Consider the following 14,003-nt stretch of genomic DNA (forward strand, 5'->3'; position numbering starts at 1 on the left):
GCAGTAACAACTGAATTTATCAAAGGGAGTCGTCATGTCTTTACGTCATCTGTTTTCACCGCGCCTGCGTGGTTCTTTACTGTTAGGTTCACTGCTCGTTGCATCATCATTTAGCACGCAGGCTGCGGAAGAACTGCTGCGCAAAGGCGTAGGTAAAGGCGCCTACGAAATGGCGTACAGCCAGCAGGAAAACGCACTGTGGCTGGCCACCTCGCAGAGTCGTAAGCTGGATAAAGGTGGGATAGTTTACCGTCTTGATCCGGTGACGCTTGAAGTGACTCAGGTTATTCATAACGATCTCAAACCGTTTGGCGCGACCATCAATAACGCGACGCAAACGCTGTGGTTTGGTAATACCGTGAATAGCGCGGTGACGGCGATTGATGCGAAAACCGGTGAGGTGAAAGGGCGTCTGGTACTGGATGCGCGTAAACGTTCTGAAGATGTCCGTCCGCTGCAGCCTCGTGAACTGGTCGCCGATGACGCCACCAACAAGGTATACATCAGCGGAATTGGTAAGGAGAGCGTGATTTGGGTCGTGGATGGTGAGACGGTTAAGCTTCAGGACACGATTCAAAATACCGGAAAAATGAGCACCGCACTGGCCGTCGACAGCAAGGCTAAACGCCTGTATACCGCCAATGCCGATGGCGAATTCATTACCATCGATACCACCACCAACAAAATTCTCAGCCGCAAAAAACTGCTGGACGATGGCAAAGAGCACTTCTTCATTAACCTGAGCCTGGATACGGCCGGTCATCGTGCGTTTGTCACTGACTCCAAAGCGGCGGAAGTGCTGGTTATCGATACCCGTAACGGCAATGTGCTGGCAAAAGTTGCCGCACCGGAATCTCTGGCCGTACTGTTCAACCCGACACGCAATGAAGCCTATGTAACCCACCGTCAGGCCGGTAAAGTCAGCGTGATCGATGCGAAAAGCTATAAAGTGGTTAAAACCTTCGATACCCCGACGTTCCCAAACAGCCTGGCGCTCTCTGCCGATGGCAAAACCCTGTACGTGAGTGTGAAACAGAAATCCACACGCGAGCAGGAAGCGACTCAACCGGACGATGTTATTCGTATCGCCCTGTAATTATTCGGAGGGGGCAACCCCTCCTGTCATTTCTCTATACCCCACGATACGCCTCGTTACACCCCATCGGTAGCCTGACAAACTTCAGAGACTTACACTACGCCCTCAACGGCTAACTGAATAACACAGGAATACCATGAAAAAGCCATTAATCTGTCTTTGTGCGGGCGTAATGCTGTTTACGCTGGCTGGCTGTACCACCGATTACGTCATGACGACGAAAAGCGGACAAACTATTACCACCCAGGGCAAACCAAAACTGGATAAAGATACGGGAATGACCAGCTATACCGATCAGGACGGGAATGCGCGGGAAATTAACAGCAATGATGTTGCTCAGCTAATTGAAGCAAACTAAGTCGCTCAAATGGGTAGGTCAGAAATCTGACCTACCTTAAAGCGTTACGGCGCGGTACGGTGGATTTCCGCGACGCGTTTACGTACACCAAACCAGCCAGCGACCAGCAGAATGGCAATCAGCGGTAATGAGGCGATAGTGTAGGTCCCATTCGGATAGTCAAACGCCATCAGCACCAGCACAGCCAGTAAAAACAACAGTGTCAGCCAGGACGTAAACGGCGCACCAGGCAGTTTGAAGTGAACGTCTGCCGCTTTGCCATCTTTAATGGCCCGACGCAGACGCATCTGGCACACCATAATGAATGCCCACGATGCAATGATGCCCAGTGAGGCAAAGTTAAGCACGATCTCGAACACCTGCGAGGGCACCAGGTAGTTGAGAAAAACCCCAACGACGTACACGACAAGCGTGGCAAGTATCCCGGCATAAGGTACGTGTTGACGGCTCATTTTGGCCATAAATTTTGGCGCGGAACCGCCCATCGACATTGAGCGCAAAATACGACCAGTGCAGTACAACCCCGAGTTGAGGCTGGAAAGCGCAGCGGTAAGCACCACGATATTCATAATACTGCCAATATAGGGAACGCCGAGTTTGGAAAAGAAGGTAACAAACGGGCTTTGACCTGCCTGATAGGCATTCCACGGCAGCAGCATGACCAGCAACACCACTGAACCCACATAGAACAGGCCAATTCGCCAGATAACGCTGTTAATCGCTTTTGGTACCATCGTCTGCGGATCTTTGCACTCACCAGCCGCTGTGCCTACCAGTTCAATGGAGGCAAATGCAAAGACGACACCCTGGACCAGTACCAGCGCTGGCAGCAGGCCATGCGGGAAAAAACCACCATTATCGGTGATCAAATGAAAGCCCGTGGCGTTACCATCCAGCGGTTTTCCCGTGCCCAAAAAAACAGTCCCGACGACCAGGAAGATAACGATAGCCAGCACTTTGACCAGTGCAAACCAGAACTCCATCTCCGCAAACCACTTTACGCCGATCATGTTCATGGTGCCGACAATGGCCAACGCGCCGAGGGCAAACACCCATTGCGGTACATCACCAAATGCGCCCCAGTAGTGCATATACAAGGCTACGGCCGTGATATCCACGATTCCGGTCATCGCCCAGTTGATGAAGTACATCCAGCCAGCTACATAGGCTGCTTTCTCACCTAAAAATTCGCGGGCATAAGAGACAAAGCTGCCGCTGGAAGGGCGGTGTAAAACCAGTTCACCGAGTGCCCGCAGAATGAAGAATGAAAAAATACCGCAGACCAGATAGACCAGTGCTAAAGCGGGTCCGGCCATTTGTAAACGTGCGCCAGCCCCTAAAAATAACCCGGTACCAATAGCACCGCCAATGGCGATCATTTGTACCTGCCGGTTCCCCATCGCTTTGTGATACCCCTCTTCGTGAGCATTCAACCAGCGTCGTTTCGCCGCGTGTTGTTCCGCGGCTTGCGTGTTGTGTGTGTTCATTACGTTTCCTGTTAACCTGACTAATTTACAAAATCCTTTTTGCCGCAGCAGTTGCGGCGAAAACAGCGTTACCCTTCATTGTGTTACCGCGGGAAAACTGTCGGCCGAGCATCCTACATTCAATTGATAAGTGACGCAAAGCCTGGACACAGGGGAAGTGGTTTTTTTCTGCGGCCTGAATTGACGGGATGTGGACTCGATTCAGTAAAAATAGAGGCGGTGGGCGATGTGAAAGAAGGCGCTCATCCTGATCGTCAGCAGAATGAGCGCTGTTTGCTTTACGCCGACACGCCAAAGACCTGTACGGCCTGTTGCAATCGCGATGAGCGCTGCGTTAAATCGGCAGTCGCGTCAGTGACACGCTCCACCATCTCGGCATTATTGTGTGTCATGGTACCGACACGCGAAATGGAATCATTAATCAGATCCAGCGCCTGAGTTTGCTCCCGCGTTGCCAGACTAATGTCTTTAATCATCATCGACATCTGTAACACATCGCTGATCATCCCGGTGAGATGCGTCTCCGTCTGTTCAACCATTTTTACGCCGGTATTGACGTTAGCGACGTTCTTCTCAATAAGCTGTTTGATCTCTTTTGCCGCTGATGCAGAGTGTTGCGCAAGATTGCGCACCTCCGCGGCCACGACGGCAAAACCGCGCCCGGACTCTCCGGCTCGCGCCGCTTCAACAGCCGCGTTGAGCGCCAGAATATTTGTCTGGAAGGCGATGCTATCAATTACGCCAATGATGTCGACAATCTGACCATTATCACGAGAGATCGCCTGCATCATGGCGATAGTTTGTTTCATAATATCGCCGCCTTCAGCGGCATTGGTGCTGGTTTTATCGGCCATCGTCATGGTGTGAGCCGCCGTTTCTGCAGTTTGCTGCACTGCACTACCAATTTCTTCGATGGCGGCAGCGGTTTGCTGAAGGTCTGCGGATGTTTCTTCAGAACGTGTATGTAACGCGATACCTTCTTTTGAAACGCGTTGGCTGATGGCCCGAATGCCGGATATTTGCGTACTGACGTCATCAACCAGTGAATTTAGATTAAGTCCGGACTGATTAACCAGTCGCATTAACATGCCAATTTCATCTACGCGATTTAAATGGCAGTTATCGGGTTTTCGTCCGGATACGACTTTCTTCATTTGAGTCAATAGTGTATTAACTGGCTGACAAATTTGGCACTTAAGGTAAATAGCGAATAACAGAAATAACGCCAGTAACCCGCCGGATTGAATAAAGTGGTTTACAGGGACGAAGATTAATAACAAAGAGAGCAGGGCAACGACTCCCAAAGCATAATTGACGCGTTGACTAATGCTCAACCATTTAAACATTGAAGTCCATGCCAATATGCCACGGCGAATGATAATACCCTTAAAAAGACGGAAGCCGCTAAGTTGTTGATTATTTATTTTTTCATACAGTTGCGCACTCTGAGATATTTCGTCTCGCGAAGGAACAGTACGCACTGAGATGTAGCCCGTTAACTTTTCATTGTGCCAAACGGGCGTGACGTTGGCGCGTACCCAGTAGTGGTCGCCGTTTTGACGCCGGTTTTTCACCATTCCCGTCCAGCTGTCACCCTGCTGCAACGTGTACCACATGTCAGCAAACGCGGCTGGCGGCATATCCGGATGGCGAATAATATTATGCGGTTCACCCATTAATTGGCTTTCGTTAAAACCACTGGCATCGATAAACGCGGAGTTTGCATAGGTAATATGACTCTCTTTATCTGTTGTCGATAGCAGCGTCGCTTTGCCGTTAAGTGTGTGCTCAATTTGTGTAACGGGCATGTTACTTTTCATAAAGGCCCCATGATGGTATGTATAATTCATACAAAGATCCCCGTAATAGTGCCAGGGGATATTAAAAAGCTGTTTTAAACCATTTTAATAAGAAACGCTGCATTCTCTACTAATCATCAGTTCTGTGAAAGTATTTAAAATAAAAAAATTAATGCGTGGAACTAATGTCTTTTTCATAAAAATGAAACAATCAATACAAGCGCATAACACAGACAGATATTTAGACTGACTTAAAGTAAATTCATTGCTGAACGCGTGTGTAAAAATAAATCAAACGGAAAAGGATGTTGCCGTGTTTCCGGTATCAATAAAAAACCTATTATATTTTGTAGTATGCAAATACAAGCCATTTTTTCTGCATAGTGCCGCGTTAAAAACCGGAAGTTTGACTCCTGTTGGTATGAACGTTATCCCTGATCGCTGCGGGGTTGGTTATCTGTTTTTTAGCTGAGCAAATGTGAATTAAATGTTTCTATATGGTTATTTGATAATTTAATAATACTGACATGTTAACAAATATAGGCCTGCAACATGTCATATCGCCTGAGTATTCTGGATAAAAGCCCCATCGGGGAAGGTGAAACTGCCGCAACCGCGCTGGCCCGCACGCTGCGCCTGGCACAACGGGCAGAAGAGTGGGGATATCATCGTTTTTGGATAGCTGAGCATCACAATACGCCGCAGCTTGCCAGCCCATCACCGGAACTGGTGATCGCCTGGATACTGGGACAAACCCAGCGCATTCGCGTGGGTTCCGGTGGCGTCATGCTGCAACACTATAGCCCCTACAAAGTAGCGGAAAACTTTAATCTTCTGGCCTCACTGGCACCGGGACGTGTCGATCTTGGGGTTGGGAAAGCACCAGGCGGCTTACCGCTGTCAACACAGGCACTGCAGTTGGGTCTGCATCAGGAAGAAAAAGGCAGTTTTGCCGACCAGCTTACTCAACTGAACGCCTGGCTGGCGCTGACCGGGACAGAAAGCGGGCAGACAGTATTCCCGACACCGCTCCCGCCTGCGCCGCCGCAAAGATTTGTGCTGGGCGCGAGCGTAGAAAGTGCACGCCTGGCGGCAGAGTCCGACTGGAACTTTATTTTCGCGGCGCACCTGAACGGCGACAAAGCATTATTGCATAAGGTGCTGAGCTTCTGGCAGGCCAACAGTTCACGTCCAACGATTGTCGCCGTGCAGGTTATTGTGGCTGACAGCAGTGATATAGCTGCGCAACTGGCGGAAGAGGTACAAATCTGGGGTGTCGAGTTGGAGGACGGACAACGCGTCACCGTCGCCAGTGAAGAGCAGGCGCTGGCTTTCGCCGCGCAGGCGGGCAGCGCACCGCGAACAATTGCCCGGCGTGAGCAGGCGCTACTGCAGGGGAGCGCCCAGGAGGTGGTGGCAACACTGCGTTCATTGCAGGCGCAATACGGTATTGATGAGTTCATTATCGATACGCCGGTGGCTGAAGGTCATGCACGCCTGACATCGCTACGCCTGTTGGCACAGGCCCACAGTACGATGGAGGTTGTCTGATGTCATTAGCCTCACAGCTTATCGATTGGCGTCGCGAGCTACATCAGCACCCGGAGCTGTCCCTCCAGGAAGTCGCGACAACCGCGCGTATTCGTGACTGGTTGCATGCTGCAGATGTCACACTATTGCCGTTCAATCTGAAAACGGGTGTCGTTGCCGAAATCGGTCAGGGAGAAAATGTCATCGCTCTGCGGGCGGATATCGATGCTTTACCGATCGAAGAAAATACCGATGTGCCGTTTCGCTCCGTCACACCGGGGGTGATGCATGCCTGCGGACATGATATTCACACCAGCGTGATGCTCGGCGCCGCACTGTTGCTTAAGCAGGAGGAAAACACGCTACCGGGGCGCGTGCGTATTTTGTTTCAGCCAGCAGAAGAAAGCTTCGGTGGAGCTAAAACGCTGATCCGTGCCGGAGCCCTGCAAAATGTGGCCGCGATTTTTGGCATGCACAACGAGCCCGGGTTGGCGGTAGGCGATTTTGCCACCCGAGGTGGGGCGTTTTACGCCAATGTGGATCGCTTTGTGTTGCGTATTACCGGAAAAGGCGCGCATGCGGCACGTCCGCACGAGGGAAAAGATGCCATCCTGCTCGCCAGTCAATTGGTGACGGTTTTACAAAGCGTCGCCAGCCGTGAGGTCAATACGCTGGATTCGGTGGTGCTTAGCGTCACCCGAATTCAGGGGGGAAATACATGGAACGTACTACCGGAATCCGTTGAGCTGGAAGGGACGCTCCGGACACATCGCGCAGAGGTGCAACAACAGGTCAAATCACGCGTCAGTGATATTGCCGCGGGGTTTGCCCACGCCTTTGGCGCACAGATCGATGTTATCTGGCACGCCGGGCCCACGGCCCTGGTCAATGACGCGCACTGGGCCGATATTGCGACCAAAGTCGCCAGACAATCCGGTTACACGACGCATCATGCCGACCTGCATATGGGCGGGGAGGATTTTGCCGTTTATTTGCAAAATACGCCTGGGGCGTTTGTTAGCATCGGTAGTGCCAGTGAATACGGATTACATCATCCGGGGTTTAATCCGGATGAACGGTTAATTGAACCTGCCGCACACTACTTTGCACATTTAGCAAAAACGGCATTCGCACACCTTTAATTTACCTGTTGGGTAGGGGGTACTATGGCTGAAAATCGGCAACTACGTCTGGGCACTATTTTGCATGGTGCTTCCGGGAATATGTCAGCATGGCGTCATCCGGCAGCGCGTGCTGATGCCAGTATTAATTTTGATTTTGTAAAAGAGACTGCACATATTGCGGAGAAAGGGAAACTGGATTTTATTTTTGTCGCTGACGGCCTGTATATTAATGAAAAGTCTATTCCACATTTTTTAAATCGTTTTGAGCCGCTGACGGTATTATCTGCACTGGCAAGCGTTACCCGTCATCTTGGCCTGGTGGGCACGGTTTCTACCTCTTATAGTGAGCCGTTTACTACCGCACGACAGTTTGCCAGTCTGGATCATCTTAGCCAGGGCAGGGCCGGATGGAATGTGGTGACATCCCCACTGGAAGGTTCTGCTAAAAACTATTCCCGTGCCCAGCATCCTGAGCACGCGCAACGTTATCGCATTGCCGATGAATATTTACGGGTAGTGAAAGGTCTGTGGGATTCCTGGGAAGACGATGCGTTTGTCCGCAATAAAACAAGTGGCGAGTTCTTTCATCCGCAGAAATTACATACCCTGAACCATCATGGTGATTATTTCCAGGTGGCAGGGCCACTAAATATTGGCCGTACCCCACAAGGTCGCCCGATTATATTTCAGGCAGGCGCATCACAAGATGGGAAAAAATTGGCGGCGCAGCATGCGGACGCTATTTTCACCCATCAGGAATCGCTGTCTGAAGCCAAAGCATTTTATCAGGATGTAAAAAATCAGCTTGAAGCAGTCGGACGTCATGCCGATGAACTGCATATTTTCCAGGGCGTCAGCATTATTGTTGGCGACAGTGATGCTGACGTAGAGCAACAGTATCAGGCGACCGCAGCACTGGTGTCGATCACCGACGCGCTGAATTACCTGGGACGCTATTTTGAACATCACGATTTTAGCCAGTACCCGCTGGACGCACCGTTCCCGGATCTTGGCACCCTCGGGGAAAACAGTTTTCGTAGTACCACTGACGAGATCAAGCGCAATGCGCGGGAGCGGGGATTAACCCTGCGTCAGGTGGCGCTGGAAGCTGCCAGTCCACGACCACGTTTTAGTGGAACACCGGCACACGTTGCTGATGGTCTGCAGCAGTGGTTCGAGGAGAAAGCCGCCGACGGTTTCATCATTCAGGGGGGAACGCCAGATACCTTTCCACGGTTTGTCGAACAGGTTATTCCCGTGCTTCAGGCGCGCGGTTTATTTCGCCACGACTATCCCGGCACGACGCTGCGTGCAAGCCTGGGGCTGGCAACACCTGCAAATCAATTCACACAATAAGAGAAAAACGCTATGCAGAAAAAATCACTACTTCTTGCGCTGTCACTGGCTTTCAGCGCGACTGTCTGGGCAAATGACGTCACTATCAACGGCACCGGCGTGAGCCTGGAAGCCAATAAAACACCGATTAATACAGCTAAAAATCCACAGGCGATTGCGCAGTTACCCGCTAACCTGCACCTGGCTGTACCGGGTAAATTCACGGTCGCTATTGCCGGACTGAGCCAGCCGCCGCTGACTGTATTTGCCGATGATAATAAAACGCTCATCGGCAGTGAGGCCGATATTGCTCGCCTGGTTGCCGATAGCCTGGGGCTGGAGCTAAATGTCGTACCCACGTCATGGGAAGACTGGCCACTGGGCGTGGCGTCCGGGAAATACGATGCTGCGATCAGCAATATCACCGTGACCAAAGCGCGGAAAGAGAAGTTCGATTTTGCCACTTATCGTAAGGACTCCCTGGGTTTTTATGTCAAAACCGGCAGCACGCTGACGAAAATTGAACAGGCGGAAGATATTGCCGGGCTGCGCATTATCGTCGGTTCAGGGACGAATCAGGAGGCCATTCTGTTGGCGTGGAACGAAGAGAATCTGAAGAAAGGATTAAAACCGTTTACGCCAGTGTATACCAAAGATGATGCTGCTCAGACGCTGGCTCTACAGTCAGGTCGTGCAGATGCTTACTTTGGTCCGAATGTCATTGGGGCCTGGAAAGCGGCGCTCAATGGTAAAACGCAATTGGTGGGCAGCGTCGATGGCGGATGGCCGAAAGCCGCACATATTGCCGTCACGCTGAAAAAAGACAGTGGCCTGGTGCTGCCGGTGCAAACTGCCCTCAACGGTGTGATCGGCAATGGTGACTATGACAAGGTGCTGAACCGCTGGGGGGAAGGGGTAGAACGTATCCCGCAATCTGAAGTTAACCCTGCCGGTTTAGGCGACTAAGGAGGTCAATGTGAGCGATCAATTCCGCGTTGTCTCGCCCGAAGCCATTGAGCTACAGCCGATCCTCAACGGCCTGTTTGGTGAATATGCCGCCCGCTATGGCGATTATTTTTCTCGTGATGCTGAAGTAGAGCTAACCGAATGGTATCTGGCTCCACAGGGGATTTTTGTGGTGCTGGAGCGCGACGGCGAAATTATCGCCACCGGGGCTTACAAACCCTATGACAAAGACACCGCTGAAATTAAGCGTATCTGGACGAAAAGCAGCCTGCGTAAGCAGGGGCTGGCAGCGCACGTGGTGCAGGAACTGGAGCGGCGGGCATTACTGGCGGGCTATAGCCGTATCTACCTGACCACGGGCTTTCGCCAGCCAGAGGCTGTCCGGCTTTATTTGAGTCAGGGGTACGATCCTCAGTTCGATACCACACGTAATCCAGAAGAGTACAGCCAGCCGCCTTTTGATGGACGACTGCGCTTCACCAAACTGTTGACTATCGCAGGTCAGGCCAAAATTGCCTGAGGAGAGAAGATGAAAACGACTGCAACCATCAAAGTCGTCCCGGCACGTTACCCGATGCGCACCGTAGGGGCGATTATTGCCCTGTTTGTGCTGGCGGCGATTATTCAGTCTGTCGCGTTTAATCCGCGCTGGGAATGGGGCGTGTTTGCTCGCTGGTTCTTCGACCCGGTTATCTTGTCTGGACTTGGGAAAACGTTGCTGTTGACGCTCATTGGGACATTACTGAGCGTGGTATTTGGTGGGTTGCTGGCGCTGGCCAGACTCTCATCATCCTGGCTACTAAACAGCCTGGCGTGGGGATACATCTGGTTGTTTCGCTCACTCCCGCTGATTGTGGTGTTGATCATTTTGTACAACTTCTCCTATTTGTACGACACGCTGGCGATCGGCATACCGTTCACTGCTCTCCAGTGGGGCAGCTTTGAGACTATCAATGTCCTCGGACAGTTTTCCACTGCGGTTGTTGGCCTGACGCTGGTGCAAAGTGCTTATACCGCTGAGATTATTCGCGGCGGATTTCTTGGGGTTGATCATGGTCAGTATGAGGCGGCCGCCGCACTGGGATTGCCTGCCTGGCGCCGCACGCTGCGTATTATCCTGCCACAGGCATTGCGCACTATTTTGCCCGCCGGGTTCAATGAAATTATCAGCCTGGCAAAAGGAACGGCGATGGTTTATGTGCTGGCCATGCCGGAACTGTTCTACACCATCCAGATGATCTACAACCGCACCCAGGAAGTGATTCCGCTGCTGATGGTTGGTGCCGTGTGGTATCTGGTGATCACCAGCGTGTTGTCATTAATTCAGCATCTGGTTGAACGCGCGCTGGCACGCAGTGAGAGACGATCCGCTATTAACACCGCCAGGGTGAGTCGCACGGTTAAACGTCGCCGCCAGGCTCCACAGCAGGAGGCTATCCATGTCCCACTCGCCTGAAGGTCATATTTCCATTACCGGCGTCAGCAAATATTTTGGTCGCCATAAGGCACTGGACAACGTATCGCTGGAGATCCCACCCGGTACGGTCACGGTTATTCTCGGGCCTTCCGGTTCAGGTAAATCAACGCTATTACGGGCGATTAATCATCTGGAGCGTGTCGATGAGGGGTTTATTCAGATTGACGGTGATTATATTGGCTACCGCCTTCAGGGAGACCGATTGTATGAGCTGAAAGAGGCGGAAATCCTGCGCCAGCGTATCAATGTGGGCTACGTATTTCAGAACTTTAACTTATTCCCGCATTTAACGGTGCTGGAAAACCTGATTGAAGCGCCTGTTGCACACGGACTGGCTTCGCGCAAAGAGGCTATTGAGCGGGCATTTACCTTGTTGGATGCTGTCGGACTGCGGCAAAAAGCCGATGCCTGGTCGCGGCATTTATCCGGAGGCCAGCAGCAACGTATCGCCATTGCCCGCGCGCTGGCGTTAAATCCGCGCGTGATGCTATTTGATGAGCCGACGTCCGCACTCGATCCTGAACTGGTGGGCGAAGTGCTGGACGTGATTAAGTCACTGGCGCAGTCGGGAACCACGCTGGTTGTGGTGACGCATGAAATTGGGTTTGCGCGGGAAGTGGCCGATCAGGTGGTGTTTATGGTTGACGGCAAAATCGTCGAGCAGGGTAGCAGTGAACAGGTGCTAAATTATCCACGCCACACGCGCACGCAGCAGTTTTTGTCGAAGGTTCTGTAAATACGCGGAAAAGGGCGTTGCGGCACAGGGTTGTGCCGCACAGCGATTACAGGGTAACGACGATTTTGCCTACCTGGCCGTTGGCTTCCATGTACTGGTGTGCCTTAACGATGTCATCAAACGCAAAGGTTTTATCAATCAGTGGTTTGAGTTGCCCAGATTGCAATCCTTCAAAGATGAAACGTTTAGCCCGAGCCAGTTTTTCAGCATCAGTGGTGATTTCGAAAAGCTCATAGCCGCGGAAGGTCAAATGGCGGCCAAGGATCTCAATCACCGGGATCGACAAATCGCGACCGTCCAGCGAACCGTACTGGAAAAATAACCCTCCGGCAGGCATTACCTGGGCTATTTTCGCCACACCGGGGCCGCCGACCGGATCAAAGACCACGCGGGTACCTTTGCCACCAGTTATACGGTTAATTTCTGCGACTAGATCCTGCTCCTGACTGGCAATGACCTCAGCGGCACCCAGTTGTAACAGGGCGTCGCGTTTCTCATGGGTTCGCGTCATCGCAATAGGTGTTGCACCGACCATGTTGGCGATCTGAATTGCGGCGAGACCAACACTGCTGGACGCGGCATTGATCAGCACGTTATCGCCAGGTCCGATATTGGCATACTCCACCAGCGCGCCAAAAGCAGTCACATACATCATCCAGCTGGCGGCGGCCTCGGCAAAGCTCAGGTTTTCCGGATGTTTGACGACCGCATGAGCGGGCGCATTGACGATTTCGCCATACATACCGTACTGATGAAAGCTGAATGCCGGAATGACGCTCACGCGATCGCCTGGTGCGAACTCGTGCACATTGTCACCGACGGCTTCAACAATGCCGGAGGCTTCATAGCCCAGGCGAGCAGGAAAATTGGGTTGGTAAATATACTGACCGGTACGGTACATAATTTCCGCCCGGTTAATACCTATTGCACGAACGCGGATCTGAACATCGTTTGCAAGCGGTGCCGGGGTCTGAATATCCTGAATATTCAGCACATCAGCGCCACCCATTTGATTGAAAACCACGACTTTAGACATAGCGGACCTCGGTAAATTGTTCTGACTTGAGTCCGCACAATGTATTGGTTCTGGTGAGGGTGAAAAACCGCCATTACGGAACTTCACTATTACTCAAATTGTAATAATCCCTGAAGTCGTGGTTTTTGCTGTACGAAAAGCTGACTCAGCCAGTCAATAAAAACCCGCACGCGCGGGGCCAAATAGCGCCTGTCCGGGTAGAGAACAGACACCGGTTTAGCTTCTCCCGCATAGTCACGCAGCACCTCAATCAGTTGTCCCGACTGGAGGTAGGGCGCCAGTACGGCGTGAACGCCGTGTATGATTCCCAGCCCAGATAAACAACCGGTTAGCAGAATGTCGGAGTTGTCTACGCTCATTCGGCTTGCTGGCACGATCGATACCGTTTTCCCGTCGTTGATAAAGGACCACTCCAGCGCGTCACGATGACGTTCGCTAAAGAAGTTGAGTGCCTGATGCTGAGCTAAATCATCCGGTGTCTGTGGGATGCCCCGTGTAGCCAGATAATCTGCGGACGCACAGGTCACCATTTTAACCTCGCCAAGTCGTCGGGATATTAGCGAGGAGTCCTGCAATTCTCCAATGCGGATCATGCAGTCGATCCCCTCCGCAAGCAGATCAATTTTGCGGTCAGTGGAGGTGAGAACAATCTCAACGTCCGGATAGCGTGACTGAAAGTCGCTTAGCGCGGGAACGATAATCGAGTGAGCCAACGACAGTGGCGCGTTGATCCTGAGCTTTCCACGCGGAGGCCGTGTTGGTGAGAAAGAGGCCATGATGTCATCCACGTCACCCAGCAGTGCCTTGGTCCGCCGGTAAAATGCGTCACCTTCTTCGGTCAGGGTAACCTTCCGCGTCGTTCGGTTTAGGAGTTTCGTCCCCAGATCGTCCTCAAGATGCTGAATTGCTTTCGTCACCGCGGGGCGGTGCAGGTGCAACACATCAGCGGCTTTGGCAAAACCACCTTGTTCGACAACCTGCACAAAAATGCTCATATATTCAAACATACTCGAACGCATCTCTTATTCTCTCCCGTATCCGTTATGACGGTTGTAGTCT

The 14,003-nt window shown here is 51.9% G+C and carries 11 protein-coding genes and 1 pseudogene; 8 read left to right on the plus strand and 4 right to left on the minus strand.

What is annotated here, in order from left to right; genetic code table 11:
* Positions 1 to 34: 34 nt before the first annotated feature.
* Both NNO03_RS03465 and NNO03_RS03470 read left to right on the plus strand, forming a co-directional pair.
* Entirely contained in the window at positions 35 to 1,096 is a 1,062-nt protein-coding gene (locus NNO03_RS03465; RefSeq protein WP_271448821.1) for a YncE family protein, read from the plus strand.
* Between the two features lie 136 nt (positions 1,097 to 1,232).
* Complete coding sequence (locus tag NNO03_RS03470) at positions 1,233 to 1,454, plus strand: YgdI/YgdR family lipoprotein (protein WP_043016274.1); 222 nt, start codon at positions 1,233 to 1,235, stop codon at positions 1,452 to 1,454.
* A 44-nt stretch (positions 1,455 to 1,498) separates the two neighbouring features.
* Here the strand turns inward: NNO03_RS03470 and ansP are convergent, their stop codons facing one another.
* Both ansP and NNO03_RS03480 read right to left on the minus strand, forming a co-directional pair.
* Positions 1,499 to 2,941, minus strand: coding sequence for an L-asparagine permease (ansP, locus tag NNO03_RS03475; protein ID WP_121584666.1), 1,443 nt, complete (start codon positions 2,939 to 2,941; stop codon positions 1,499 to 1,501).
* 278 nt (positions 2,942 to 3,219) lie between these two features.
* Positions 3,220 to 4,761, minus strand: coding sequence for a PAS domain-containing methyl-accepting chemotaxis protein (locus tag NNO03_RS03480; protein ID WP_271448822.1), 1,542 nt, complete (start codon positions 4,759 to 4,761; stop codon positions 3,220 to 3,222).
* A gap of 531 nt (positions 4,762 to 5,292) precedes the next feature.
* Between NNO03_RS03480 and NNO03_RS03485 the strand changes: the two genes are divergently transcribed.
* The 6 genes and pseudogenes from NNO03_RS03485 to NNO03_RS03510 all read left to right on the plus strand — a co-directional run bounded on the left by NNO03_RS03485 (position 5,293) and on the right by NNO03_RS03510 (position 11,908).
* Complete coding sequence (locus NNO03_RS03485; protein WP_271448823.1) at positions 5,293 to 6,291, plus strand: MsnO8 family LLM class oxidoreductase; 999 nt, start codon at positions 5,293 to 5,295, stop codon at positions 6,289 to 6,291.
* Positions 6,291 to 7,412, plus strand: coding sequence for an amidohydrolase (locus NNO03_RS03490; RefSeq protein ID WP_271442325.1), 1,122 nt, complete (start codon positions 6,291 to 6,293; stop codon positions 7,410 to 7,412). The genes NNO03_RS03485 and NNO03_RS03490 overlap by 1 nt, the downstream gene beginning before the upstream one ends.
* A 24-nt stretch (positions 7,413 to 7,436) precedes the next feature.
* Positions 7,437 to 9,695: pseudogene (locus NNO03_RS03495) on the plus strand (NtaA/DmoA family FMN-dependent monooxygenase).
* A 10-nt stretch (positions 9,696 to 9,705) separates the two neighbouring features.
* Positions 9,706 to 10,215: a GNAT family N-acetyltransferase gene (locus tag NNO03_RS03500; protein WP_271448824.1), complete on the plus strand. Its 510-nt coding sequence runs from the start codon at positions 9,706 to 9,708 to the stop codon at positions 10,213 to 10,215.
* Positions 10,216 to 10,224: 9 nt separating this feature from the next.
* The gene (locus NNO03_RS03505) at positions 10,225 to 11,151 is read left to right on the plus strand and encodes an amino acid ABC transporter permease (protein WP_271448825.1); all 927 of its coding nucleotides are present in this window, start codon (positions 10,225 to 10,227) and stop codon (positions 11,149 to 11,151) included.
* A complete protein-coding gene (locus tag NNO03_RS03510; RefSeq protein ID WP_137381829.1) occupies positions 11,135 to 11,908 on the plus strand; it encodes an amino acid ABC transporter ATP-binding protein in 774 nt (257 codons plus the stop codon). The genes NNO03_RS03505 and NNO03_RS03510 overlap by 17 nt, the downstream gene beginning before the upstream one ends.
* Positions 11,909 to 11,954: 46 nt before the next feature.
* On the opposite strand, the gene NNO03_RS03515 is transcribed toward NNO03_RS03510, so the two are convergent.
* Together NNO03_RS03515 and NNO03_RS03520 are read right to left on the minus strand one after the other, a co-directional pair.
* On the minus strand, positions 11,955 to 12,944 hold the full coding sequence (locus tag NNO03_RS03515) for a zinc-dependent alcohol dehydrogenase family protein (protein WP_271448826.1): 990 nt from the start codon (positions 12,942 to 12,944) through the stop codon (positions 11,955 to 11,957).
* Between the two features lie 89 nt (positions 12,945 to 13,033).
* Complete coding sequence (locus NNO03_RS03520) at positions 13,034 to 13,963, minus strand: LysR family transcriptional regulator (protein WP_271448827.1); 930 nt, start codon at positions 13,961 to 13,963, stop codon at positions 13,034 to 13,036.
* Positions 13,964 to 14,003: the final 40 nt, after the last annotated feature.

Origin of the sequence: Citrobacter sp. Igbk 16, assembly GCF_028069755.1 — a bacterium.
In the GTDB taxonomy this organism is placed as follows: Bacteria; Pseudomonadota; Gammaproteobacteria; order Enterobacterales; family Enterobacteriaceae; genus Citrobacter.

Coding starts and splice junctions, on each gene's coding strand:
- NNO03_RS03480 (WP_271448822.1), bottom strand. CDS start 4,761: ATGAAAAGTAACATGCCCGTTACACAAATTGAGCACACACTTAACGGC.
- NNO03_RS03465 (WP_271448821.1), top strand. CDS start 35: ATGTCTTTACGTCATCTGTTTTCACCGCGCCTGCGTGGTTCTTTACTG.
- NNO03_RS03490 (WP_271442325.1), top strand. CDS start 6,291: ATGTCATTAGCCTCACAGCTTATCGATTGGCGTCGCGAGCTACATCAG.
- ansP (WP_121584666.1), bottom strand. CDS start 2,941: ATGAACACACACAACACGCAAGCCGCGGAACAACACGCGGCGAAACGA.
- NNO03_RS03515 (WP_271448826.1), bottom strand. CDS start 12,944: ATGTCTAAAGTCGTGGTTTTCAATCAAATGGGTGGCGCTGATGTGCTG.
- NNO03_RS03505 (WP_271448825.1), top strand. CDS start 10,225: ATGAAAACGACTGCAACCATCAAAGTCGTCCCGGCACGTTACCCGATG.
- NNO03_RS03485 (WP_271448823.1), top strand. CDS start 5,293: ATGTCATATCGCCTGAGTATTCTGGATAAAAGCCCCATCGGGGAAGGT.
- NNO03_RS03510 (WP_137381829.1), top strand. CDS start 11,135: ATGTCCCACTCGCCTGAAGGTCATATTTCCATTACCGGCGTCAGCAAA.
- NNO03_RS03470 (WP_043016274.1), top strand. CDS start 1,233: ATGAAAAAGCCATTAATCTGTCTTTGTGCGGGCGTAATGCTGTTTACG.
- NNO03_RS03520 (WP_271448827.1), bottom strand. CDS start 13,963: ATGCGTTCGAGTATGTTTGAATATATGAGCATTTTTGTGCAGGTTGTC.